Annotated in this window: 24 protein-coding genes and 1 tRNA gene; 13 read left to right on the forward strand and 12 right to left on the reverse strand. The window is 72.6% G+C overall.

The window, feature by feature from the left end; all coding sequences use genetic code 11:
* Window positions 1-123 precede the first annotated feature (123 nt).
* On the reverse strand, window positions 124-504 hold the full coding sequence (locus ABT299_RS30090; RefSeq protein ID WP_190868327.1) for a YchJ family protein: 381 nt from the start codon (window positions 502-504) through the stop codon (window positions 124-126).
* A gap of 80 nt (window positions 505-584) precedes the next feature.
* Between ABT299_RS30090 and ABT299_RS30095 the strand changes: the two genes are divergently transcribed.
* Window positions 585-800, forward strand: coding sequence for a hypothetical protein (locus tag ABT299_RS30095; RefSeq protein WP_500252782.1), 216 nt, complete (start codon window positions 585-587; stop codon window positions 798-800).
* Between the two features lie 206 nt (window positions 801-1,006).
* Here the strand turns inward: ABT299_RS30095 and ABT299_RS30100 are convergent, their stop codons facing one another.
* Window positions 1,007-2,527, reverse strand: a complete 1,521-nt coding sequence (locus ABT299_RS30100) for an alpha/beta hydrolase domain-containing protein (protein ID WP_500252783.1) — start codon at window positions 2,525-2,527, stop codon at window positions 1,007-1,009.
* Window positions 2,528-2,720: 193 nt separating this feature from the next.
* On the opposite strand from ABT299_RS30100, the gene ABT299_RS30105 reads away from it, so the two are divergent.
* Together ABT299_RS30105 and ABT299_RS30110 are read left to right on the forward strand one after the other, a co-directional pair.
* A complete protein-coding gene (locus tag ABT299_RS30105; RefSeq protein WP_500252784.1) occupies window positions 2,721-3,380 on the forward strand; it encodes a cutinase family protein in 660 nt (219 codons plus the stop codon).
* A gap of 260 nt (window positions 3,381-3,640) precedes the next feature.
* Entirely contained in the window at window positions 3,641-3,883 is a 243-nt protein-coding gene (locus ABT299_RS30110) for a hypothetical protein (protein WP_190868323.1), read from the forward strand.
* A 707-nt stretch (window positions 3,884-4,590) separates the two neighbouring features.
* Here ABT299_RS30110 and ABT299_RS30115 read toward each other — a convergent pair.
* A tRNA-Arg gene (locus tag ABT299_RS30115) sits at window positions 4,591-4,663 on the reverse strand.
* Between the two features lie 177 nt (window positions 4,664-4,840).
* On the opposite strand from ABT299_RS30115, the gene ABT299_RS30120 reads away from it, so the two are divergent.
* Both ABT299_RS30120 and ABT299_RS30125 read left to right on the forward strand, forming a co-directional pair.
* A complete protein-coding gene (locus tag ABT299_RS30120) occupies window positions 4,841-5,272 on the forward strand; it encodes a hypothetical protein (RefSeq protein WP_500252785.1) in 432 nt (143 codons plus the stop codon).
* An 81-nt stretch (window positions 5,273-5,353) separates the two neighbouring features.
* The gene (locus ABT299_RS30125; protein WP_190868317.1) at window positions 5,354-6,385 is read left to right on the forward strand and encodes a D-alanyl-D-alanine carboxypeptidase family protein; all 1,032 of its coding nucleotides are present in this window, start codon (window positions 5,354-5,356) and stop codon (window positions 6,383-6,385) included.
* 4 nt (window positions 6,386-6,389) lie between these two features.
* On the opposite strand, the gene mscL is transcribed toward ABT299_RS30125, so the two are convergent.
* The 8 genes from mscL to ABT299_RS30165 all read right to left on the reverse strand — a co-directional run bounded on the left by mscL (window position 6,390) and on the right by ABT299_RS30165 (window position 14,989).
* On the reverse strand, window positions 6,390-6,800 hold the full coding sequence (mscL, locus tag ABT299_RS30130; RefSeq protein ID WP_190868316.1) for a large conductance mechanosensitive channel protein MscL: 411 nt from the start codon (window positions 6,798-6,800) through the stop codon (window positions 6,390-6,392).
* Between the two features lie 252 nt (window positions 6,801-7,052).
* Window positions 7,053-7,673, reverse strand: coding sequence for an SAF domain-containing protein (locus ABT299_RS30135; protein WP_500252786.1), 621 nt, complete (start codon window positions 7,671-7,673; stop codon window positions 7,053-7,055).
* The gene (locus ABT299_RS30140) at window positions 7,670-8,488 is read right to left on the reverse strand and encodes an S-methyl-5'-thioadenosine phosphorylase (protein ID WP_190854975.1); all 819 of its coding nucleotides are present in this window, start codon (window positions 8,486-8,488) and stop codon (window positions 7,670-7,672) included. Before ABT299_RS30140 ends, ABT299_RS30135 begins: the two co-directional genes overlap by 4 nt.
* Before the next feature lie 156 nt (window positions 8,489-8,644).
* Window positions 8,645-10,774 (reverse strand): MMPL family transporter, encoded by a 2,130-nt coding sequence (locus ABT299_RS30145; protein WP_500252787.1) that lies wholly within the window; start codon window positions 10,772-10,774, stop codon window positions 8,645-8,647.
* A gap of 234 nt (window positions 10,775-11,008) precedes the next feature.
* Window positions 11,009-11,371 carry an FmdB family zinc ribbon protein gene (locus ABT299_RS30150; protein ID WP_190854958.1) on the reverse strand — a complete coding sequence of 121 codons (363 nt, stop codon included), beginning with the start codon at window positions 11,369-11,371 and terminating at the stop codon, window positions 11,009-11,011.
* A gap of 186 nt (window positions 11,372-11,557) precedes the next feature.
* On the reverse strand, window positions 11,558-13,045 hold the full coding sequence (locus ABT299_RS30155; protein ID WP_190854955.1) for a potassium/proton antiporter: 1,488 nt from the start codon (window positions 13,043-13,045) through the stop codon (window positions 11,558-11,560).
* Between the two features lie 103 nt (window positions 13,046-13,148).
* Window positions 13,149-14,138: an NAD(P)-dependent oxidoreductase gene (locus ABT299_RS30160; protein WP_500252788.1), complete on the reverse strand. Its 990-nt coding sequence runs from the start codon at window positions 14,136-14,138 to the stop codon at window positions 13,149-13,151.
* A 269-nt stretch (window positions 14,139-14,407) separates the two neighbouring features.
* The gene (locus ABT299_RS30165) at window positions 14,408-14,989 is read right to left on the reverse strand and encodes a 5-formyltetrahydrofolate cyclo-ligase (RefSeq protein ID WP_500252789.1); all 582 of its coding nucleotides are present in this window, start codon (window positions 14,987-14,989) and stop codon (window positions 14,408-14,410) included.
* 33 nt (window positions 14,990-15,022) lie between these two features.
* On the opposite strand from ABT299_RS30165, the gene galU reads away from it, so the two are divergent.
* From galU to ABT299_RS30185, 4 genes are read left to right on the forward strand one after another with little or no spacing between them, the layout of a single operon-like run.
* Complete coding sequence (gene galU / locus ABT299_RS30170) at window positions 15,023-15,958, forward strand: UTP--glucose-1-phosphate uridylyltransferase GalU (RefSeq protein WP_190854949.1); 936 nt, start codon at window positions 15,023-15,025, stop codon at window positions 15,956-15,958.
* 26 nt (window positions 15,959-15,984) lie between these two features.
* Window positions 15,985-17,190 (forward strand): molybdotransferase-like divisome protein Glp, encoded by a 1,206-nt coding sequence (gene glp / locus ABT299_RS30175; protein WP_190855021.1) that lies wholly within the window; start codon window positions 15,985-15,987, stop codon window positions 17,188-17,190.
* A 5-nt stretch (window positions 17,191-17,195) separates the two neighbouring features.
* Window positions 17,196-17,666 carry a cyclic pyranopterin monophosphate synthase MoaC gene (moaC, locus tag ABT299_RS30180; RefSeq protein WP_433147646.1) on the forward strand — a complete coding sequence of 157 codons (471 nt, stop codon included), beginning with the start codon at window positions 17,196-17,198 and terminating at the stop codon, window positions 17,664-17,666.
* A complete protein-coding gene (locus ABT299_RS30185; protein WP_190855019.1) occupies window positions 17,663-18,151 on the forward strand; it encodes a MogA/MoaB family molybdenum cofactor biosynthesis protein in 489 nt (162 codons plus the stop codon). The genes moaC and ABT299_RS30185 overlap by 4 nt, the downstream gene beginning before the upstream one ends.
* A 16-nt stretch (window positions 18,152-18,167) precedes the next feature.
* Here ABT299_RS30185 and ABT299_RS30190 read toward each other — a convergent pair whose 3' ends face one another.
* Entirely contained in the window at window positions 18,168-18,953 is a 786-nt protein-coding gene (locus ABT299_RS30190; RefSeq protein WP_190854947.1) for a DeoR family transcriptional regulator, read from the reverse strand.
* 140 nt (window positions 18,954-19,093) lie between these two features.
* Here ABT299_RS30190 and ABT299_RS30195 point away from each other — a divergent pair, with 140 nt between their 5' ends.
* The 4 genes from ABT299_RS30195 to sepX all read left to right on the forward strand — a co-directional run bounded on the left by ABT299_RS30195 (window position 19,094) and on the right by sepX (window position 22,599).
* Window positions 19,094-19,993, forward strand: a complete 900-nt coding sequence (locus ABT299_RS30195) for an SIS domain-containing protein (RefSeq protein WP_500252790.1) — start codon at window positions 19,094-19,096, stop codon at window positions 19,991-19,993.
* Window positions 19,990-21,102 carry an N-acetylglucosamine-6-phosphate deacetylase gene (gene nagA / locus ABT299_RS30200; RefSeq protein ID WP_500252791.1) on the forward strand — a complete coding sequence of 371 codons (1,113 nt, stop codon included), beginning with the start codon at window positions 19,990-19,992 and terminating at the stop codon, window positions 21,100-21,102. The genes ABT299_RS30195 and nagA overlap by 4 nt, the downstream gene beginning before the upstream one ends.
* Before the next feature lie 73 nt (window positions 21,103-21,175).
* A complete protein-coding gene (locus tag ABT299_RS30205) occupies window positions 21,176-21,805 on the forward strand; it encodes a GNAT family N-acetyltransferase (RefSeq protein WP_387027675.1) in 630 nt (209 codons plus the stop codon).
* Window positions 21,806-22,029: 224 nt separating this feature from the next.
* Window positions 22,030-22,599: a divisome protein SepX/GlpR gene (sepX, locus tag ABT299_RS30210; RefSeq protein ID WP_433245365.1), complete on the forward strand. Its 570-nt coding sequence runs from the start codon at window positions 22,030-22,032 to the stop codon at window positions 22,597-22,599.
* Window positions 22,600-22,602 lie beyond the last annotated feature (3 nt).

The following is a 22,602-nucleotide window of genomic DNA, read 5'->3' on the forward strand; positions in this document are numbered from 1 at the left end:
CCCTTCGCCGCGGGCGACCGTCGCCCGCGTCCCCAACGTCGCAGCCGCCGCGGGCCCCGGACCTCCCCCGCGCGGCCGAAGCCGCTGCCCCTCAGGGACCGTCCGGCCTCCCCCGCGCGGGGGTCACGCGACCTTGCCGCGGACGTAGACCCACGCGTCGTCGTGCCGGACGAAGCGGCTGATCTCGTGCATGACCCCGTCCTGGCCGCCGGCCGTGTAGTGCGCCCGGAACTCCACGACGCCCTTGGCGTCGCCGGGACCGCCGTCCTCGGTCCGGACGATCTCCAGCCGCGTCCACCGCGTCCCGGGATCGGTGTCGACGCGCTCCGGCCGCGTCGCCGGATGCCAGCTCTCCAGCAGGTACGCCTCGTCCCGGACGGCGAACGCGCTGAACCGCGACCGCATCAGCTCCTCGGCCGTCCGCGCCGCGGCCTCGCCCCGGTGCAGCCGGCCGCAGCACTCCCCGTACGAGGCCCCCGTCCCGCAAGGGCACTTCTTCGCCATGCGGCGATTCTCCCGCAGCCGCGCGGCGGTCCCCGCCTGACGTCCGGCTATTCCGCTTCGTGGCGGGTAAAGGGACGAACATGCACAAAGAGCATGAGGACGACCTCGTCGAGTCGCAGGGGGTGAACGCGGGCGGGCCCGTGGACGCCCCGCCGTCCGGCGCGAAGCCCGACGGCCCCGATCCCGAGCCGCCGGACGAGCCGCTCACCGCCGGAACGCTCGACGACGAGATGGTCGGGCTCCCCGCCCAGAAGCCCGGATACCCGGGCCAGCAGCGCTCGATCGACACCAGCTGAGCAGAGCACCGCGCCGGACCTCGCCCCGGGAACGGGCTCACCGTCGCCGGAGCGCCACCGCCGGAGCGCCGCCACCGTTGGAGCGCCACCGCCGTTGGAGCGCCGCCACCTGACCGCTCTCGCTGGGACCGGCCAGGCACGAGCGCCGGCCGGCGGGACGCCCGGTCGCCGGGCGCCCGCGCCGGCCGGCGCGCCGTCCACCGGGGTCAGCCGCCGATGCCGGAGTCCTGCGCGGCCTTCACCATGGCCGCCGCGTCCTCCGGCAGCAGGTACCCGCCGTCGACGGACTGCTGCGCCGCCGCCTGCACCTTGGCCACGTACCCGGCGTGCGTCGGGTACAGCCTGCTCAGCACCGGCTCGGCGACCGGCGGGAACGACGGGTTGGACGGGTCGCCGGAGTCGTGCCGGTCCCACCCGTCCGCGTCGCCGTTCCACGGGTCCCGGGCGCCGTAGAGGCCGCAGAAGACGCCGTCGCCGAGGCCCAGGTGCCGCAGCCCGGTGAGGGTGCGCGTCGGCACCGTGATGTCCGGAAGCCGGACGCCGCCCGTCGCGAGCCCGGTGCGCGGGTCGCGCAGCGCCGTGTTCAGCGGCGCGCCGCTCGGCGGCCGCGCCCCGCCCCGCGCCCACGACGCCAGGTGGCGCAGCGCCGCGTTCATCGAGTAGTGGCCCGGCCCGTCGTTGAACGGCGCCGTCCCCGCGGTGCAGTCCGCCTGCGGCGCCGCCGACCCGGCCGACTTCTTCAACGTCGGATCACCCAGGTCGTACGCCCACTGGTCGCCGTGCGACGTGCCGGCCAGCTCCCAGTGCACGACGCTGCCGGTGTCCGGCTGCCGCGCCGCCGACGCCAGCGGGACGTCCGTCTCGGTGAGCACCACGAACGTCGGCACCGGCAGGTCCGTGCGGATCCGGGACGGGTTCGGCATCGTGAGCGTGTCCGCCAGCTCGCCGCTGATCGGCGCGCCCACCGCGCTGTTGCTGTGGATCATGAGGCCGTCGTAGACCTTCGCCACCGGCTGGACCGCGTCCGCGTACGTCGTCATGAACCCGGCCGACTGCGACTCGCCGTCCGCCAGCAGCGTCCTCGCCTTCAGCCCGCCGAGCGGGTCGGGGCCGTCCGGCGCCCTTAGCGCCCGCCCGGCCTGCGAGAAGATTTCGTAGGAGTACGCGTCGCCCGGGTGGACGAGCGTCCCGTACCGTTCGGGATCCCAGCCCTTCAGGCCGTGGATCTCGCCGAGCCCGCCGTTGACGCCGACCGCCTGCGCCGAGACGCCGACCCACGCGTAGCCCTCGCGCAGCAGCTCGTCCCGCTCGAACCAGTAGTCCGGCGACAGGTCGAGCTGCCCGCTGACGTTCAGCCATTCGACGACGACCGTCCCGTTGAACTTCGCCGGGTCCGTGGGCCGCCGGACGAGCAGCCGGGTCTTGTACGCGGCGCTGCCGGACTCGCGCACGCTCCACCGTCCGTCCGGGCCCCACAGTCCCGCCTTCGCGTACGAGTGGGCGGTGCCGGAGATGAAGTACTCGTTCTCGGTGTAGCCGTACGAGCCGAGGTCCTCGGCGGCGGCGAGGAACGGGAAGCCGTGGCTCCCCGCGGGCGGGACGCTGACGGCCGGGTCGTCCGCCTCCGCGCGGGCGGTCGGCGCCGCGCCGATGAAGGCGCCGAAGAGCACCGCCCCCAAGGCCGCGGCGGTGGCGCGCCGTCTCGGGGAGCGCAGGGGTATTCGCACGGTTGCCTCCTAGAAGCACTGGTCGGGGGGAAGCACAGTGTCGGCCGCGGCCCTGCTCCCGGCATCGGGGAAATCGCCAGTCCGGCGGACCGGCCGGTGATTCTGCCGATGCCGCGGCGCCCCCCGGGCCCCTACGTTCCTGCGCTGACCGGCCCCGAATCGATCGGGGCCCGGCGAGCAGAAAGAGGCCCGCATGCCCCTCTCCCCGTCCCTCCGGCGGCTCACCGCCGTCGCGTTCGCCGGCGCCGTGAGCGCCGCCGGACTGGCCACCCTGTCCGCCGCCCCCGCGTCCGCCGCCAGTTGTTCGGACGTCGACGTCGTCTTCGCCCGCGGCAGCGGCGAGCTGCCCGGCCTCGGCATCGTGGGCACGCCGTTCGTCAGCGCCATCAAGGGCGACCTGCCGGGCAAGTCGGTGAGCTCCTACGCGGTGAACTACGCCGCCGACCTCGCGCAGACCAGCGCGGGCCCCGGCGCCACCGACATGAGCAACCACGTCAAGTCCGTCGCCGCGTCCTGCCCGGGCACCTCGTTCGTCCTCGGCGGCTACTCGCAGGGCGCCAGCGTCACCGACATCGCGATCGGCATCCCGACCCTCCTCGGCACCGGCGGCACCATCCCGACGAACCTCGCCTCTCGCGTGAAGGCCGTCGTCGTCTACGGCAACCCGCTGCGCCTGTACGGCCAGACCATCAACACCGCCAGCTCCCTCTACGGCCCGAAGGCGAAGGAGTTCTGCAACACCGGCGACCCCGTCTGCGCCAACGGCGTCGACATCTCCGCCCACCTCACCTACGCCACGAACGGCACCGTCCCCCAGGGCGCCCAGTTCGCCGCCGCCAAGATCAACGGCTGACCCCCGCTCCCGCACCCGAGCCCCCGGCCCACCCCGACCCAGGCCGGGGGCTCGCTCGCGGCCCGACGTGCCGGATCAGGCCACATCGCAACCCACCGGAGCAGCTACCCCCACACCGGCGAAGACGAGCAGACCCATGGCCCTCCGCAAGACCGAGGCGCGCATCCGCGCCGAGCGGTACATCCACGGCCGCGACGAATAGCCCCCGCATCCCGAAGTCGCCATTTCACTCGCTCCTAAGTATCGATACTCTGTGTCGAATGAATCCCGAGGAAGCGGACGCCCGAGTCGAACTCGCGGAGACCAGGTACCTGAAGGCCAAGAAGGAGGCCGACGCCCTCCTGGAGGACCTCTTCACCGCCTACGTCGACGCCGCCAACGCCGGCCGCACCGCCGACCAGCTCGCCAAACCCGAGACCTTCACCGCCGGCTACATCCGCCGGAAGCTCCGCGAACGCGGCGTCGAACCCCGCAAGGGCGGCCCCAAGCCACGCAGCACCTGAAAGGCCCACGCTCCGCCCCGAGACGAGCAAGACCGCCCCACGCCTCGTGTCCACGCCTCATGACCTGGCGAACCGACCGAGGGAGACGACACCGACCTCGATCACTGCACCTCGCACAGCCAGATCAGCGACCGCCACTCCTACGCCTGCTCGGTCGACCTCGCCAGGACGCTCAACTCACCCGCTGGCCGGAAGTGCGCCGCCTGCGAGAAGTCCGCCCACGACGCCCTCCAGCACCACGCCAAACGGCTGTAGACCGCTCCTACGAACGACCCCGAACACCCAGCAAGGAGCCGAGCGCCACCGCCACGAGCCCACGATCCCGAGCGCCATCGCCGCGAGCGCCACCGCCCCGAGTGCCACGACCCCGAGTGCCACGACCCCGGGCGCCACGGTTCCGAGCGCCACGGTTCCGAGTGCCACGACCCCGAGCGCCATGGCCCCGAGCGCTATGAGCCGGGCGCCATGGCCCCGAGCGCCACGGTTCCGGGCGCTATGGCCCCGGGCGCCATGCCCCGAGTACCACGACCCCGAGCGGCCGGAGGTGCGGAAAGAGGTACTCGCGTGGCCTGTCCTTGGTGTCGGCGAGCGTAGGCATCACAACGCCCCGGCGCCTGGAGGTGGACCGCATCTGCGGGCAACAGCCGAGACGGTGCGGCAAGCTCGCGGCGTTCGACCTGCGGAACCAGGTTTCCGCAGGTGATGGGCGCCCCCGGCAGGATTCGAACCTGCGACACCCGCTTTAGGAGAGCGGTGCTCTATCCCCTGAGCTACGGAGGCATGTCGTCGCTTGCCGGAAGAGCGTAGCGGACGGCACCTACAGGGTAGGGGAAGGGGCGGGCTGGGCGCTCCCCGTTATGGGGGTGGCCGAGGCTCAAGAGAGCGCCAAAGTGCGGCGGGATAAGGCTTACGCGCGCTCTAGGCCGGGTGGGGTCGGTGTGGGTACGCTTCGGTGCCGTGACGGGTCGGCATCGAGGGCAGCCGAAGGACCGGGAGGCCGGGGAGGCCACGGAGAAGCGCGCGCCGCGGCGGAGACGCGTCGCGATGGTCGCGGGGGCGTTCCTGGTGCCCGTCGCGTTGGCGACCGTGGTGGCGCTCTCGCTGCGTGAGGAGCCCTCGGGACGGCCGGACGGCGCGGCGACGTCGACGTCCAGGGCCGCGCACGGGTCGCCCTCGGCGGAGCCGACGTTCGGGCAGTACGTCCCGCCGGAGAGCGAGCCGCAGGCGGAGACCAAGGCGCCGCGGCGCGTCGTGACACCGCAGGCGGTGCCGACGAAGAAGGCGACGCCGAAGCCCGCGCAGTCGCCGGACGTGCGGCCCTCATGCCCGTGGGCGGGCGTGCCGTATCTCGACCAGTGGTGCCGTCGCCATCGTCACCCCGGCCGCTGATGCGGTTGCGCCCTGTTCAACTGTGAACCTGTAGTAGCGTTCTGCCGCTGTTCGTATTCGGGCATCAGGAGGAAAACCACCGTGCCGAACCCCCGGTCGGCTGCGCTGGCCGCGGCCGTCCTGGTGATGGCGACGCTCGTGCCGCAGGGTGCCGGCAGGGCGGCCGATGGCGGGGACGACGTCAAGTCGCTGCGCGAGGCCGCCGCGAAGGCTCGCGACGAACTCGAGTCGGCCACCAAGGACATGGAGGGCCGCAAGAAGGACCTGGCGGCCTCGCAGACGAAGCTGAAGGCGACGCTGCAGGACCTCGCGGACGCCGAGGCTCAGCTGAACGAGATCCGGCAGCCGCTGGCCCGGCTCGCGAACTCCTCCTACCAGCAGCCCGGCGCCGCCGGGTCGATGGCGGTGTTCGGCGGCGGCAACCCGGAGCAGGCGCTGCGCGCCACCGCGGACGTGAGCATGCTCGCCCGGTCGCAGCAGGCGCTTGTGGACCGTGCCGACGCGCTGCAGAAGCGCAAGCAGGAGCTGGCGTCGACGGCGCAGGACCTGCAGTCCCGCAGCGCGATCGCGCAGACGCGCGTGCAGCAGGACATCGACGGGCTCAGGCAGCGGTCCGCGCAGCTCACCGACCAGCTGAACGCGATGCTCAAGAAGCTGCCCCAGAGCAAGCGGCTGGAGCTCGGATGCGACAAGAGCCTCGCCGCCGACGCCAAGAAGTTCCCCAACGGACTGATCCCGCAGAAGTACCTGTGCCCGCTGCCGCAGAAGGGGCGCGAGCTGCGCGCGGATGCGGCGCTCGCGTTCTACAAGCTGAACGCGGCGTACAAGGCGCACTTCGGCCGCGACATGTGCCTGACGGACTCTTACCGGAGCCTGGCCGAGCAGCAGTCCGTCTACGTGCGGCGGCCCGGCTTCGCTGCCGTCCCCGGCACGAGCAACCACGGCAAGGGCCAGGCCATCGACGTCTGCGGCGGGGTGCAGAACCAGGGCTCGGTGCAGTTCAACTGGTTGAAGGCCAACTCCAGGAAGTACGGGTGGTTCCACCCGGCGTGGGCCTACAGCAACCCGTTCGAGCCCTGGCACTGGGAGTACGGCACCGAGAGCCAGTACTGACGCGTCAGGGGGTGTGTGCCAGCGGGACGATCTCGGAGGTGCAGAACCGGCAGCGCCGCGCCTTGATGGGGATCTCGGCGAGGCACTCGGGGCACTCCCGCTCGGTGGCCTCCTTCCCGCGGTCCATGCGCTCGATCAGCTTCGTGGTCGGCAGCACGACCAGGAAGTAGACGATCGCCGAGGTGATGAAGAAGGCGATCGCCGAGGTGACGAAGACGCCGTAGGGGAACTTCGTGCCGTCGATCGTCAGTGCGAGCCGGGTGTAGTCGGGCTTGCCGCCGATCAGCGCGATCAGCGGGGTGATGAAGGAGTTCGCGAAGTCCTTCACCAGCGAGGCGAACGCGGCTCCGACGACGAACGCGACGGCGAGGTCGACGAGGTTTCCGCGGAAGAGGAATTTCTTGAATCCGCCCATGTGCGTGCTCCTGGGGGTCGGTGGGGCGCGTCCCGTCGGACGCCCTCCTGGCGGTGATCGGCTGTGGGCGCGGGGGAGGGGCACGGCCGATCAGCGCCTGGTCTGCCCTGATCGGAGGGGGTTCTCACTCCCGCGTGCGTCATATCACTGATGTCCGGTCCGGCCGGAGCCGGACGGAACGGCTACGGATGGTAATGAAAGTTCACCCCTTGCGCCAAGTCGATCCCCCGAGCGCCCAGGGCGGGCGGGTGGTCAGGGGCCGGTGATGGTGATCGAGAGGGCGGGGCCCGCGCCCGCAAGGGCTTGGGCCTGCGCCCGGTCGGTCGCGAGGACCACCAGCGCGCCCTCCCGGCCGCCTTCGTCGCCGCGGCGCGGCACGGTCACCACCGGCACGCCGGACACGATCACGCGGGCCGCGCCCCACCGGCCGCCGCCGCCGGGGAGATCGTCCGAACCGGAGGAGGGCGGGCCGGCCAGCACGTCGACCCGGTCGCCGGAGTGCAGCAGCCGGACGGTGTCGGCGTCGGCGATGCGGACGGGGGCGGCGACCGTCCCGGGGCCGTAGCCGCGCAGGAGCCCGTCGCCGACCAGGCGGGCGTCGGTGAGCGGCTCGCCGCGCCGCACGGGGCCCGCGAGGACCCGTCCGGCGGCGCCGGAGCGGAGCGCGCCCGCCGGGACGGCCGGGGGCGGCAGGTCGAGGGCGCGCAGGTCGGACGTGCCGAGCGTGGCGCCGGCGGGCAGGTCCCGCGCCGCGCCCAGGACGCGGACCGAGGGCGCCGGCCCCGGCCGCAGCGCGGTGAGGGCCAGGCCCGCGGCGGCCGCGGCGGACAGCGCCGCCAGCGGCCGCCGCAGCCGGGCCGCGCGTGCCCTCACGGCAGCTCCAGCGGGAGGTCCATGCCGTCCAGGACCGAGGGGCAGGGGCAGCCGCGTTCGGCGGGCAGCGCCTTGACCACGTCCGCGACGAGGCCGCGCAGCCGCCCGATGTTCTCGCCGAACACCCGGAGCACCTCGTCCATGGTGACGCCCTCGCCCTCCTCGATGCCGGCGTCGAGGTCGGTGACCAGGCAGAGCGGGGTGTAGCAGAGCGCCAGCTCGCGGGCGAGGACGGCCTCGGGGTGGCCGGTCATCCCGACGAGCGTCCAGCCCTGGCCGGCGAACCAGCGGGACTCGGCCCGGGTGGAGAACCGGGGGCCCTCGATGACGACGAGGGTGCCGCCGTCGACGGGCGCCCATCCGGCGGCGTTCGCGGCGTCGACGGCGGCGCGCCGGCCGACCGGGCAGTACGGGTCGGAGAAGGAGACGTGGATCGCGGCGCCGTCGTCGTAGTAGGTCTGCGGGCGCGCGGCCGTCCGGTCGACGAGCTGGTCGGGGACGGCCAGCGTGCCGGGCCCGAGGTCGGGGGTCAGCGAGCCGACCGCGCTCGGCGCGAGGACCTGCCGGACGCCCAGCGCCCGCAGCGCCCACAGGTTGGCCCGGTAGGGGATCTTGTGGGGCGGGAAGCGGTGGTCGCGGCCGTGCCGGGGGACGAACGCGACGCGCCGCCCGGCGAGCTCGCCGATGGCGACGGCGTCGCTCGGGGGGCCGTAGGGGGTGTCGACGCGCACCTCCTCGACGTCGTCGAGGAAGGAGTAGAAACCGGAACCGCCGATGACCGCGATCTCGGCCGTGGGCTGGGAGTTGGTGGACATGCCGCCGACACTAACCAGCCCGCCGGAGCGCGTGCGACCCGCCGCGAAATGTGGATAACTCCCTGATCGGCGACGCGGCGGAGGGGCCCGGTGCCGCACCGGACCCCTCTATATCCCCAGAAACGGGACATCCTGCGAACCAGGGCGGATCTCGCGTCAGCCCACCCGGTCGAGGACGCGGGACCGGCCGGCGTGCGCCTCGCGGGCGGCGAGCCGGCCCGGTGCCCAGATCCGCCGTCCGAGGTCGTGCGACAGGGCGGGCAGGAGCAGCGACCGGACGACCAGAGTGTCGAACAGGACGCCGAACGCGACGACGAAGCCCATCTCCACCATGGACACCAGCGGCAGCGTCGCCATCGCGCCGAACGTCGCCGCCAGCACCACCCCGGCCGAGGTGATGACGCCGCCGGTGACGGTGAGGCCGCGCTGGATGCCGCGCCGCGTGCCGAGCGTCTGGGACTCCTCCCGTACGCGGTGCATGAGGAAGATGTTGTAGTCGACCCCGAGCGCCACCAGGAAGGTGAATGCCTGCAGGGGGAACCCCGTGTCCGTGCCCTCGAAGCCGAAACCGTGCCTGAAGATGAGCGCGCACGCGCCCAGCGAGGCGAGGAACGACAGGACGACGGTGCCCATCATCAGCAGCGGCGCCACGAGCGCGCGCAGTAGCAGGACGAGGATGACGAAGACCACGCCCAGCACGACCGGGATGATGACCTTGTTGTCGCGCACGGAGGCCCGCTTGGTGTCCAGGGACGTGGCGGTGGTGCCGCCTACCTTCGCGTCGGCGGACGGGACGGCGTGCACAGCGTCCCGGAGCCGGTCGATGGTCCGCTCGGCCGCCTTGCTGTCGGCCGGGTCGCGCAGGGTCGCCTCGTACATGACGAGCCCGTTCTCGGTCGCGGGCGGACCGACCTGGGCGACGCCCTGTGTGCGCGCGGCCGCGGCGGCGATCTGGGTCGACTCCGACGCCCTGCCGATGACGACGGCCGGGGAGCCGGATCCGGCGGGGTAGTGCCGCGCCACGGCCTCCTGCCCGGCGATCGAGTCGGGGCGTCCGGTGAACTGCCCGGCGTTGGAGAGGCCGTCCGCCTTGAGCGAGCCGAGGCCGAAGGTAAGACCGACCAGGACGATGCCGGTGGTGACCCAGAGCAAGCGCGAGCGCCTGCCTACCAGGCCCGCCACGCGGGACCAGATTCCGTGCTCGGCCTCGTACGCCTCCGGTTCGAGGTACTTGGCGTCGTAGCGCGGGACGAGCGGCCAGAACACCCAGCGGCCGAAGATGACGAGCAGCGCGGGCAGGAGCGTGACCATCGCCGCCAGCGCGGTGAGGACGCCCGCAGCGGCGACCGGGCCGAGCCCGGCGGTGGAGTTCAGGTCGGCGAGCAGCAGGCACAGCAGGCCGACGGCCACGGTGGCGGCGGACGCGATGACGGCGGGCGCGGCGCGGCGCAGGGCGAACGCCATGGCCTCGTGCCGGTCCTCGTGCCGGTGGAGCTCCTCGCGGTAGCGGGCGACGAGCAGGAGGGCGTAGTCGGTGGCGACGCCGAACACCAGCACGGTCATGATGCCGGAGCTCATCCCGTTGACGGTCAGGTCGGCGTACTTGGCCAGCAGGTAGACGACGGACTGCGCGAGCCCGAGGGCGAAGACGGCGCTGAGCACCGGGATGAACCACAGCACGGGGCTGCGGTAGATGATCAGCAGCAGGACGATCACGACGATGCCGGCCGCCATGAGCAGGAAGCCGTCGAGGCTCTGGAACACGCCGAACTGGTCGGAGCCGGCGCCGGCGGGCCCGGTGACGTGCGCGGACAGGCCGGGCGGTCCCCGCTTGACGAGGTCGCGGGCCTGGTCGACGGCGTCGGTCACGTCGTCGCTCTTGATCGGGACGAGGGTCTCCAGGGCCCTGCCGTCCTTGGAGGGGAACGGCCCCTGCGCCTTCTCGGCGCCCGGGAGGCGCTCGAAGGCGGGCCTGTCGGCGGCGGCCTTGGCGCGGTCGGCCGCGGTGATGCCGGAAGGACGCTCGTACACGATGACGGCGAGCATCGTCTCGTCCTTCTGGAACATGTCCTGCTGCTTGACGACCTGCGTGGACTCGGCGCTCGCGGGCAGCCAGGACGCCGCGTCGTTGTCCTCCACGTCGCCCAGGCGCCCGGCGAGCGGGCCGAGCGCGGCCAGCAGGACGATCCAGACGGCGAGGACGGCCCACTTGCCGCGGCGTCCGGCGATCAGCCCGGCGAGCCTGCGGGCCGGTGTTCGGGGGGGAGCCTGGCTCTGTGCGCGCATGGTCGATCTCCTGAGAGGTCCGTGGATCTCGCGATATGACGCGAAAACTTGCTCAGGACCAGAGTCTCTCGGAAGGCGAGAGAAGGCAAGTTATATCGCGAAATCTCGGGGTGGCCTCAGGGTCCTGCTAGGGGTGGCCTCAGGGATGCCCCCCAGAGCACGCAGAAGGCCGGAGGAACCCGTTCGGGTTCCTCCGGCCTTCGGGAAGCGCGGTGGTGAGGCGTGGCCCCTGGGTCAGGCCACCTTCTCGGACGAAGACGACTTCGACGAGGAGGCGGAAGACGAGGACGACGACGAGTCGCTCGACGAGCCCGACGAACTCGACGAGGACGCCGAGTCGGACTTGCCGGAGTCACCGCTCGACGACGAGCCGTTCGAGCCGTTGGACGAGCTCCCCACGGTGGAGGACGACTTGCCTGAGCCGCGGCTGTCGGTGCGGTAGAAGCCCGACCCCTTGAAGATGATCCCCGCGGCGGAGAAGACCTTGCGGAGCTTTCCCTTGCACGCCGGGCATTCGGTCAGCGCGTCGTCGCTGAACTTCTGCACGACCTCCAGAGGCTCGCCGCACTCGGTGCAAACGTACTGATACGTCGGCACGGTTCCTCCTCGCTGACTCAGTCCGGCGCCGTCCCGGACTGGCACTCACTCTAGATGACTGCTAATGGTACCCACCCGTGGAACAGGATTCGCCGCGGGTCTGTTCCCAGCCGCCCCGAGCTTGCCCCCGAGCCCGGCCCTACCCCAAGGGCCCGGCCGGGTCTCGGTGCCCGTGCCGCAGGACGCTCATGCGCCGGTCTCGCCGAACCATCCGGCCAGCTTCCCGCGGCGGCTGATGGCGCGCAGCCTGCGTTCCGTGGTCTCGCGTACGGCCTCGGTGGTCACGACCAGCAGCGTGTCGCCGCTCTGCAGGGGCGTGGTGGGTTCCGGTACGAAGCTCTCCCCGTCCCGCACGACGAGGGTAATGGACGCTCCGGCGGGCAGCCGCAGCTCGAAGATCTCCACTCCGCTCAACCGGGAGTCGGGCGGGATGCGGACTTCGAGCAGGTCCGCATGGAGTTCCTCCAGGGGCGCGGCCTCCACGTCCAGTTCGCGCGTCTGCTCGTCGCTCTTGAGGCGGCACCAGCGCGCGACCAGGGGCAGCGTAGGGCCCTGCAAGAGCGTGAACACCACGACGATGTTGAAGACGATGGAGAACAGCCGGTCGGCGTCCGGCACGTCCTTCACCATGGGGATGGTGGCCAGGACGATCGGGACGGCGCCGCGCAGCCCCGCCCATGAGGCGAACACCTTCTCGCCCCACGAGAGCTTGAACCCGATCGAGGACAGGACGACCGACACAGGGCGCGCCACGAGCAGCAGGACGAACCCGATGACGAGCGCCGGGACGATCTGGCCGGGGAGCGCGCCGGGCGAGGCCAGCAGGCCCAGCATCACGAACAGCCCGATCTGGGCGAGCCAGCCGATGCCTTCGGCGAAGCCCCTCGTGGCCGGACGGTGCGGCAAGCGCGCGTTGCCGAGCACCAGCGCGCTGACGTAGACGGCCAGGAAGCCGCTCGCGTGCAGCAGCGTGGCGGCGCCATAGGAGCCGATGGACAGCGACATCACGGCGATGGGGTACAGGCCGGACGCGGGGAGGGCGACGCGGCGCAGTGCCTGTGCGCCGAGCCAGCCGATCGCGAACCCGAGCACGCCGCCGGCGATCAGCTCGTACACCATCACGCCCGCGAGCTCGGCGATGTTGGGGACGCCGCCGTGCTTGACGCTGAGGGTGGCCACGATGATCACGACGGGTGCGTCGTTGAAGCCGGATTCGGCTTCGAGGAGCCCGGTCAGCCGGGAGGGCAGGGGCAGCCGGCGCAGCACCGAGAACACGGCCGCGGCGTCGGTGGGGGCGAGGACGGCGGCCAGCAGGAACGCCGGGCGCCAGTCCATGCCGATCAGCCACATGGCGGCGAGCGCCACCACGACGATGCTGATCAGGGTGCCGATGGTGGACACGCTGAGCGCGGCCGGCACGGACGGCCGCACGTGCCGCCAGCTGGTGGTGAGACCGCCCTCGGCGAGGATCAGGACGAGCGCGCCGAGGCCGAGGGTCTCGGCCAGCTCGGCGTTGTCGAAGTCGATGTGGAGGGGACCGGACTCGCCGATGAGAAGGCCGAGGCCCATGTACGCCAGAAGGGTCGGCAGGCCGGCCTGGTGCGACAGCCGGACCGCGACGATGGCGCTGAGTACGAGCACGGCCCCGAGGAGTAGCCAGATGTCGAGATGCACATCCCACCCTTCGGGGTCGTCAAAGTTGAACTTTTAGCAATACTACAGAATCGTGTGTCAAATGCATACTTGCGGTTGATGAACGGGATGCCTAGAACGTCCGTTATCTCCGTCTGACCTGCGGATCCACCCCGTTCACAACGTTCTGCACCGCGTGTCCCTGGACGGCCCTGGTGACGTTGTCGAGCAGCATCGTCACGATGTTCCGCTGCGACTCCGTCGTCCCTCCCGCCGCATGCGGGGACAGCAGGACGTTCTCGTTCGTGCGCAGGGGATGGTCGGCCGCAGGCGGCTCCTCGTCGAAGACGTCCAGGGCGGCCCCGGCAAGCCGTCCCGACTCCAGTGCGGCGAGGACGGCGTCGTCGGGCGCGATGCCGCCGCGCGCCACGTTCACGAGCAGCGCCTTGTCGGGGAGTAGCGCGAGACGTTCCGGCCCTATGAGGCCGCGTGTCTCGTCGGTCAGCGGCAAGGCGAGCACCAGGATGTCGGACGTGGCGAGCAGATCGTCCAGCTCCCTGTAGGTGACCGGCGCCGAAGCACGCGGGTGCCTCGTCCAGTAGGAGACCTCACAGCCGAGGGCCTGGAACAGCCGCGCCGCTTCCGCGCCGATGGCGCCGTAACCGACGACCCCTACGCGCTGCGCATGGACTTCCCTGGTGCCCCGGGCCAGGAGCTCCGCCTGCGGCCATTCGCCCGCGCGCACATGCCGGTCCCCCCAGACGAAGTGGCGGCACAGGGCGAACGCGGCGCCGACCGCCCACTCGGCCACACCGCGCGCGTTGGCGCCCGCGGTGTTCGCCAGAGGCACGCCGGCCTCCGCCAGTGCGGCGCCGTCGATGCTGTCGGTCCCCACCGCGGGCATCTGCACGAACGCCAGGTGCGGCGCGGCGGCGACCGCCTCGGCGTCGAGTTTCAGTTGAGCGCTGAAGTCGCCGATGACCAGCTCGGCGTCCGGGAGCGCCGCGAGGAGCCCGGCGCGGTCCCTGGTCTGCGGGAACGCCACCTCCACGGTGTCGCCGAACGATCCGAACAGGCCCCGCACGATGTCCTCCCCGAGCGGGGGGAGGGAAAGGATCCGCCACGGCGCCGTCATCTGGAACCTCCCGGTGAGCCTCGGGTCCGACCGCGGTCCCCGATCCGCGATCTTGCTGATCCTCAGCCTATGCGCCCGTCCGGTACTGGCCACAGAGCCAGGTACTGCTAACCGCCAGGCCACACCTCTGCCACCGCCAGGCAGCCCTCCCGCCGCCGCTCGGACACCCCCTCACGCCTCGACCGACTCCTGACGCCGCTCGGCAAGCGCCCGGCCCCCCCGGCCGCACTTCGCAGCCCGTCCTGGCCGTCTGGACGCCCGCCGGTGCCTCAGCCGAACCGCACCAGGCCCTCGGACGGCGTCGCCGCGGCCCGTACCCGCTGGTCGTGCGGCTCCGCGGGAAGCTCGTCCACCAGCTCGGAGTCGTACACCAGCCCGACGGTCAGGATCGCGGGCCCCACGCGGGCCAGCGCCCGGTCGTACGACCCGCCGCCGCGGCCCAGCCGCATGCCCGTCCGGTCGATCGCGACCGCCGGTGTCAGGACCACGTCCGCGCTGGCCACGGCCCCCGGGCTGCGCGGCGGCTCGGTCGGCTCCAGGCATCCGCGCGGGCCCGGGGCGAGCGAGTCGGGGCCCTCGTAGGACGCCCAGTCGAGGTCGGCGTCCGGCAGCAGTCGGGGGAGGAGCACGTACGCGCCGCGCTTCCACAGCGCGAACAGCAGGCTCCGGGTGTCCGGTTCGGTGCCGACGGAGACGTAGGCGGCGATCGTCCCCGCCATCTCGATCTCGGGCACGGACAGCAGCGCGTCGCGCAGCGACCGGCCCGCCGCGGCGCGCTCCTCAGGAGCCATGATCCCACGCCTTTCCAGCAGTCCGGCGCGGATGTCGGTCTTCGAAACGATGTCGTGCACGCTGTTGTCCTCGCGGATGGCTAGGGTCTTTTCATGGTCGACATTGCACCCGTGCTCAAGGCCGTCGTCCCTGCGGCGGGCCTCGGTACCCGATTCTTGCCCGCCACCAAGGCGACGCCCAAGGAAATGCTTCCCGTCGTCGACAAACCGGCGATCCAGTACGTCGTCGAAGAGGCCGTCGACGCCGGCCTCAGCGACGTGCTCATGATCACCGGGCGCAGCAAGCGGTCCATCGAGGACCACTTCGACCGCGCCTACGAGCTGGAGGAGGCGCTCAACGCCAAGGGCGACAGCGAGCGCCTCGCGGCCATCCGCGAGTCCGCCGACCTCGCGATCATGCACTACGTCCGGCAGGGCGAGCCGCGCGGGCTCGGCCACGCGGTGCACTGCGCCCGCCAGCACGTCGGCGACGAGCCGTTCGCGGTGCTGCTCGGCGACGACATGATCGACGCGCGCGACAAGCTCCTGCAGCGGATGATCGAGGTGCGCGGCCAGTACGGCGGCAGCGTCGTGGCGCTGATGGAGGTCGAGCCCGACCAGGTGTCCGCCTACGGCTGCGCGGCCATCGAGGCGACCGGCGAGGACGACGTCGTGCGCATCTCCGACCTGGTCGAGAAGCCCGCGCCCGAGGAGGCGCCGAGCAACTGGATCATCATCGGCCGGTACGTCTGCGACCCCGCGGTGTTCGACGTGCTGGAGAAGACCCCGCCCGGCCGCGGCGGCGAGATCCAGCTGACCGACGCGCTGCGCACCCTCGCCGACATGCCGGCCGAGAACGGCGGCGGCGTGTACGGCGTGAAGTTCCGCGGCCGCCGCTACGACACCGGCAACAAGCTGGAGTACCTGCGCACGGTGGTGCAGTTCGCCGCGGAACGCCCCGATCTGGCGCCCGAGTTCATCCCGTGGCTGCGCGAGTTCGTCCGGACCCATGACGCCGCGGACGGCGTGGGCGGCTCCGGCGACGCGTGACGACCCGTCACACTGGGGCCGTGGGCATGAGAACGGTCGATGAGCACCTGACGGAGATCCTCGGCAGCGTCGCGGCGCTGCCGCCGCTCGACCTCGCGCTGCTGGAGGCGCAGGGGACGGTGCTCGCCGAGCCCGTCACCGCGCCGGTCCCGCTGCCGCCGTTCGACAACTCCGCGATGGACGGCTACGCCGTCGTCGCGGCGGACGTCGCGGGGGCCACCGAGGCGGAGCCGGTCGTGCTGCCCGTGGTCGGGGACATCGTGGCAGGGGACTCGGGCGTCTCCGCCATCAGGACGGGGCTGACCGCCCGCATCATGACGGGCGCCCCGCTGCCCGCCGGAGCCGACGCGGTCATCCCGGTCGAGTGGACGGACGGCGGTGCCGCGACCGTCCGCATCAGCCGCCCCGCACCGGCGGGGAACTACATCCGGCGGTCCGGCGAGGACGTCCTCGCGGGCCAGACCGTCGTGGAGGCGGGGACGCGGCTCGGCGCGACGCAGATCGGCATGGTCGCCGCCGTAGGGCGCTCCCATGTCGCCGTAAGGCCGAAACCACGCGTCGTCGTCGTCTCCACGGGGGACGAGCTCCAGGAGCCCGGCACGCGGCTCGCGCCGGGGCAGATCTGGGAGTCCAACAGCTACATGCTCACCGCCGCCGTCGTGGAGGCGGGCGGGATGGGCTTCCGGCAGGCGACCGTCCACGACGAGCCCGCCAAGGTCATGGAGATGCTGGAGGACCAGCTCGTCCGTGCCGACGCCATCATCACCTCGGGCGGGGTGTCCATGGGCACCAGGGACGTGGTGAAGGAGGTGCTGTCCGGCACCGGCACCGTACGGTTCCACAAGGTGCGCATGCGCCCGGGCAAGCCGCAGGGGTTCGGCTTGCTGGAAGGCACGCCCGTCTTCACGCTGCCGGGGAATCCCGTTAGCGCGTACGTCTCGTTCCAGGTCTTCGTGCGTCCCGCCTTGCGCGCCATGCAGGGGCTGCCGCCCGAACCGATGCCCACCGTAAGCGCCGTCCTGGCGGAGGACATCAAGTCGCCCGCCGGGCTGCGGCATTTCGTCCGCGGGCGGCTGTCGTCCAACCGCGGCCACTACACCGTCACCCCGGCGGAGACGCAGGGCTCCCACCAGCTCGGTTCGCTCGCCATGGCGAACGCGCTGATCGCGCTCCCCGAGGACACCGAGGCCCTGCCCGCCGGTTCGCACGTCGACGTCATGAGGTTGCCATGAGTGCCATGGGCACCGAGTTCTCGCATCTGGACGACAAGGGCGCGGCCCGGATGGTCGACGTGTCCGCCAAGGGCGTGTCGTCCAGGACCGCCACCGCGACCGGGTTCGTCCGGCTCTCCGCCGAATGCATCGGGTTGCTGCGCGCCGGCGACATGCCGAAGGGCGACGCGCTGTCGGTCGCCCGCATCGCCGGGATCATGGGGGCCAAGCGCGTCCCCGACCTGGTCCCGCTCTGTCACCCGATCGCCCTGCACGGCGTCACCGTCGAGCTGGAGATCCACGACGAGGGCGTGGCGATCAGGGCCGTGACGCGCACCGCCGACCGCACCGGCGTGGAGATGGAGGCGCTCACCTCCGTCTCCGTCGCCGCGCTCGCGCTGGTCGACATGGTCAAGGCGGTCGACCCGGGCGCCGTGATCACCGACGTGCGGGTCGAGGAGAAGACCGGCGGCAAGACCGGCGTGTGGCGCCGATGATCCGCGCGATGGCGGTCACCGTGTCCAACCGCGCCGCCGCCGGCGTCTACCCGGACAAGTCGGGCCCGGTGCTGGTCGAACTGCTGGAGGACCTCGGCTGCCAGGTGGACGGCCCCGTCGTCGTTCCGGACGGCGAGCCGGTCGCCGAGGTGCTGCGGGACGCCGTCGCGCAGGGCTACGACGTCGTCGTGACGTCCGGCGGCACCGGCCTCACCCCGACCGACCGGACGCCCGAGATGACCCGGCTCGTCATCGAGCGGGAGGTCCCGGGGATCGCCGAGGCGATCCGGCTGGAAGGCCGCGACAAGGTGCCCGCCGCGATCCTGTCCCGCGGCCTCGCCGGGCTCGCCGGGCGGACGCTGATCGTCAACCTGCCGGGCTCGACCGGGGGAGTGCGCGACGGCATGGCCGTCCTCGGCCGCGTCCTGGCGCACGCCGTCGACCAGATCGCCGGCGGCGACCACCCCCGCCCCGCCGGCGGCTAGACCCGGACTGGTCGGCCTAGACCTGGACGACCCGGACGCCGGCCTCGGTGAAGGCGGCGACGTCGGCGTCCCCGACGGTGCCGTCGGTGACCAGCACGTCGATCCGGCTCGTGTCGCAGATCCGGGCGAACGCGCGGCGCCCCACCTTCGAGCCGTCCGCGACCACGACCACCTGGTCGGCGCGCTCGGCCATCAGCCGGTTGACGTCCGCCTCGCCCTCGTTGTGGCAGGTCGCGCCGTGCTCGACGGTGACCCCGTTGACGCCGAGGACGGCCACGTCCAGCGTCACCTGGTCGAAGATCCCGGTGGCCAGCGGGCCGGTCAGCTCGTAGGACTGGGGGCGCGGCACGCCGCCGGTCAGCACGATCTTCACGTGCGGGCGGACGGCGAGCTCGGTGCCGATGTTCAGCGCGTTCGTCACGATGGTGATCGCCGGTGAGCCGCCCTCGGCGTGCAGGTCGGCGCGCGTCGCCAGCACCCGCGCCACCTCGGACGTCGTCGTGCCGCCGTTCAGCCCGATGATCGACCCCGGCCGGGCCAGCTCGGCGGTCGCGGCGGCGATGCGCTGCTTCTCCGTCGCGTTGCGCGCGGTCTTGTAGCGCAGCGGCAGGTCGTAGCTGACGCTCTGCGCGACCGCGCCGCCGCGCGTCCGGGTGAGCATCTGCTGCTGCGCGAGCTGGTCGAAGTCGCGGCGGATCGTCGCGGCCGACACCGCCATCCGGGCCGCCGCCTCCTCGACGCTCAGCCGGCCGGCGTCGGCGAGCAGTTCGAGCAGCGCGTTCCAGCGTTCGTGGCGTGTCACCCCGGCCCCTTTCCGGTACGCGGACGGCCCCGCGGGACGGCTCCGGACTGGATTCTAGCGATGCACCACTATGGTCTTTTCTGCTCAGACTTGGTATTGAACAAGCAAGAACACGCAGACGGCTGCAGAGGGAGAGGTCCATGGCGGAGCGCGGCGGCGGGCATACCGAGGCCGAGATCGCGTCCCAGCCCGACCGGTGGCGGCGGGCCGCCGCGACGGCCGCGGACCTCGCGCCGGTGCTGCCCCGCCGCGGCGAGCGGGTCGCGGTGATCGGGTGCGGGACGTCCTGGTTCGTCGCGCAGGCGTACGCGGCGCTCCGCGAGTCCTCCGGGCACGGCGAGACCGACGCGTTCGCCGCGTCCGAGTTCCCGGACGGCCGCCGCTACGACCGGCTGCTGGCGCTGACCAGGTCCGGTACGACCACCGAGGTCCTGGACGCGCTGGCGCGCGTGCGCGGTGCGATCCCGACCGTCGCGATCACCGCCGACGCCGCGACGCCGGTGATGAACGCAGCCGACGAGATCATCGTCCTCGACTACGCCGACGAGCGCTCGGTGGTGCAGACCCGCTACGCCACCACGCAGCTCGTCCTGCTCCGCGCCCACCTCGGCGAGGACGTCTCCGGAGTGATCGCCGACGCCGAGCGGGCCGTCGCCGAGCCGCTGCCCGCCGCCGCCGTCGCCGCGGACCAGTTCACCTTCCTCGGCCGCGGCTGGACGATCGGCCTCGCGCACGAGGCGGCCCTCAAGATGCGCGAGGCCGCGGGCGCGTGGACCGAGTCGTACCCCGCCATGGAGTACCGGCACGGCCCGATCGCGATCACCGGGCCCGGCCGCGTCGCCTGGATGTTCGGCGAGCCGCCGGAGGGCCTCGCCGACCAGGTCGCGGGCGTCGGCGGCACGATGGTCACGACCTCGCTGGACCCGCTCGCCGACCTGGTCAGGGCGCAGCGGCTCGCCGTCGAGATCGCCCGCGCGCGCGGGGACGATCCCGACCGTCCACGGAACCTCACCCGATCCGTCATCCTGGACGTCCGATGACGAACCTCACGAACGCCCGGATCGTCCTGCCCGGCGGCGTCGCGACCGGCACGCTGCGCATCGACGGCGGCCGCCTCGCCGCGCCGTCCGCCGGCCCCGGCGAGACCGTCGACCTCGGCGGCCGGCACGTCGTCCCCGGCTTCGTGGACATGCACGTCCACGGCGGCGCGGGCGCGTCCTACCAGACCGGACGTCCCGAAGAGGCCGAAAGGGCCGCCCGCTTCCACCTGTCCCACGGGACGACCACGACGGTCGCGAGCCTCGTCACCGGCACGCCCGACGAGCTCGCCAACGCGGTCGCGGGCCTCGCCGACCTCGCCGCCGACGGCCTCATCGCCGGCGTCCACCTCGAAGGCCCCTACCTCGCCCGGGACCGCTGCGGCGCCCACGACCCCGATCTCCTGCGCCACCCCGACCGCGCCGAGTTCGCCCGCCTCGTCCGGCTCGGCCGCGGCCGCCTCCGCATGATCACCCTTGCGCCCGAGCTGCCCGGCGCGCTCGACCTCGTCCGGGACGCCGTGGACGCCGGCGTTCTCGCGGCCGTCGGGCACACCGACGCGCCCGGCGCGACCGCCCGCGCCGCCTTCGACGCCGGCGCCACCGTCGCGACCCACCTGTTCAACGCCATGCGCCCGCTGCACCACCGCGAGGGCGGCCCGGTCGCCGCCGCCCTCAACGACCCCCGCGTCACCGCCGAACTGATCAACGACGGCGTGCACGTCGAGGGCGCCGTCGGACGGCTGGCGCTCCGCGCCGCCCCGGGCCGCGTCGCGCTCATCACCGACGCGATGGCCGCCGCCGGCATGGGCGACGGCGACTACCGGCTCGGCGTCATGGACGTCCGGGTCCGCGACGGCCGCGCCACTCTCGCCGGAGGGACGTCCATCGCCGGAAGCACGATCACGATGGCGGACGCGTTCCGCCGCGCCGTGACAGTCCTCGGCCTGCCCGTCGAAGAGGCCGCCGTAGCGGCGTCCCTCATCCCGGCGCGCGCGCTGGGCGTCGACTCGCGCGTCGGCTCCCTGGAACCAGGGAAGGACGCCGATCTCGTGGTCCTGAACGACGACATGTCCGTCCACCGCGTCATGAAGGCCGGCCGCTGGGTGTGACCCGCGCGCCCCCGGACGATTTCCCGGCCACAATGGATGGCGTTCGCAGGTCCTACCAGGGAATCATGGAACCGTGGAACGATTGCGGGGATGGCCGGTCACCCTCACCGAGGGTCCCGTCGGTCTGCGACCGCTGCGGCACCGCGACGCCGCCTCCTGGCGCGAACTGCGGGTCCGCAACGCCGACTGGCTGCGCCCCTGGGAGCCCACCAACCCCGAGACGCCGCTGTTCCGCAGCGGCCTCGGCCCCTACGTCAGCATGGTGCACACCATGCGCCGCGAGGCCCGCCAGGGCCTCGCCCTGCCCTGGGTCGTCACCTACGAGGACCGCTTCGCCGGACAGCTCACCATCGGCGCGATCGTCTGGGGCTCGGCCCGCTCCGCGCAGATCGGCTACTGGGTCGACAAGCAGGTCGCCGGACGCGGCGTCATTCCGACCGCGGTCGCCCTCGCCGTCGACCACTGTTTCTTCACCGTCGGCCTGCACCGGCTCGAAGCGAATATCCGCCCCGAGAACGCCGCCAGCCGCCGCGTCGTCGAAAAGCTCGGATTCCGGGAAGAAGGAATTCGCCGCCGCCATCTGCACATCGACGGCGCCTGGCGCGACCACATCTGCTACGCCCTGACCGTCGAGGACGTCCCCGGTGGCCTGCGGGCCCGCTGGCTGGCCGAACGCAAACAGGCATTTCCCCGGCACACTTGAGTCCGGAGTGACTTTCGCCGCGTAAGAATCCTGCGATCGAGAAGACTCGGCAAACGGAGAGTAACGGCGGCATCGATCTCGCGACACACCGCCCCTTATGCTCGTCAACCTCTGACACCGGCTCGTACCGTGCGGGGCGTGACCCTGCTCCCATTGCACGCCCGCGCGCCGAAAGTCGGCCCGCCGATTCCGCGTGCCCTGGGACGGCCCGAGGCGGTGAGCGCGTGAGCAGCGCCGTCCTCTACCTCGCCATAGTCGCGGTCTGGGCCATCGTCCTGGTACCCATGTGGCTGCGCCGCGACACCGAGAACGCCGGCATCACCCGGCTCCTCCACAAACGCGCCGACGAGCTCGACGGCGACGAGGAGGCCACCGAGGCGCCCCGGACCGCCGAGGAGGAGCCGCAGGAGGCCGACGAGCCCCAGGAGGCCCCGCGGCCCCGCCGTCCGGTGACCCGCGCCGCCGTCATCGCCCGTCGCCGCCGCCGCACGTCGGGCCTGGCGGCCCTCGTCGTCACCGCTGTGGCCCTCGTCGCGTCCGGTGTGCTGCCCTGGTGGGCGACGGTGCCGCCGACCCTGCTGCTGGCCGGGCACCTCACCCTGCTGCGCGTCGCCGTCGGCATGGACGCCGCCCGCCGCCGCGCCGCGGCCGAGGCCCGCGCCGCCGCCCGCGCCCGCGCGCTCGAGGCCCGCCGTGCCGAGCAGGAGACCGAACCCGCCGAGGTCATCGAGCTGGTCACGCCGGAGGAGGTCTTCGACCAGTACGCCGACGACCGCCGCGCCGTGGGCGAATGACCC

The organism is Spirillospora sp. NPDC000708, from assembly GCF_040299565.1.
Taxonomy (GTDB): Bacteria; Actinomycetota; Actinomycetes; order Streptosporangiales; family Streptosporangiaceae; genus Spirillospora.

Coding starts and splice junctions, on each gene's coding strand:
- ABT299_RS30145 (WP_500252787.1), bottom strand. CDS start 10,774: ATGCGCGCACAGAGCCAGGCTCCCCCCCGAACACCGGCCCGCAGGCTC.
- ABT299_RS30110 (WP_190868323.1), top strand. CDS start 3,641: ATGAATCCCGAGGAAGCGGACGCCCGAGTCGAACTCGCGGAGACCAGG.
- ABT299_RS30160 (WP_500252788.1), bottom strand. CDS start 14,138: ATGACGGCGCCGTGGCGGATCCTTTCCCTCCCCCCGCTCGGGGAGGAC.
- glp (WP_190855021.1), top strand. CDS start 15,985: ATGAGAACGGTCGATGAGCACCTGACGGAGATCCTCGGCAGCGTCGCG.
- nagA (WP_500252791.1), top strand. CDS start 19,990: ATGACGAACCTCACGAACGCCCGGATCGTCCTGCCCGGCGGCGTCGCG.
- ABT299_RS30140 (WP_190854975.1), bottom strand. CDS start 8,488: ATGTCCACCAACTCCCAGCCCACGGCCGAGATCGCGGTCATCGGCGGT.
- ABT299_RS30185 (WP_190855019.1), top strand. CDS start 17,663: ATGATCCGCGCGATGGCGGTCACCGTGTCCAACCGCGCCGCCGCCGGC.
- ABT299_RS30105 (WP_500252784.1), top strand. CDS start 2,721: ATGCCCCTCTCCCCGTCCCTCCGGCGGCTCACCGCCGTCGCGTTCGCC.
- ABT299_RS30090 (WP_190868327.1), bottom strand. CDS start 504: ATGGCGAAGAAGTGCCCTTGCGGGACGGGGGCCTCGTACGGGGAGTGC.
- mscL (WP_190868316.1), bottom strand. CDS start 6,800: ATGGGCGGATTCAAGAAATTCCTCTTCCGCGGAAACCTCGTCGACCTC.
- ABT299_RS30195 (WP_500252790.1), top strand. CDS start 19,094: ATGGCGGAGCGCGGCGGCGGGCATACCGAGGCCGAGATCGCGTCCCAG.
- galU (WP_190854949.1), top strand. CDS start 15,023: ATGGTCGACATTGCACCCGTGCTCAAGGCCGTCGTCCCTGCGGCGGGC.
- moaC (WP_433147646.1), top strand. CDS start 17,196: ATGGGCACCGAGTTCTCGCATCTGGACGACAAGGGCGCGGCCCGGATG.
- ABT299_RS30095 (WP_500252782.1), top strand. CDS start 585: ATGCACAAAGAGCATGAGGACGACCTCGTCGAGTCGCAGGGGGTGAAC.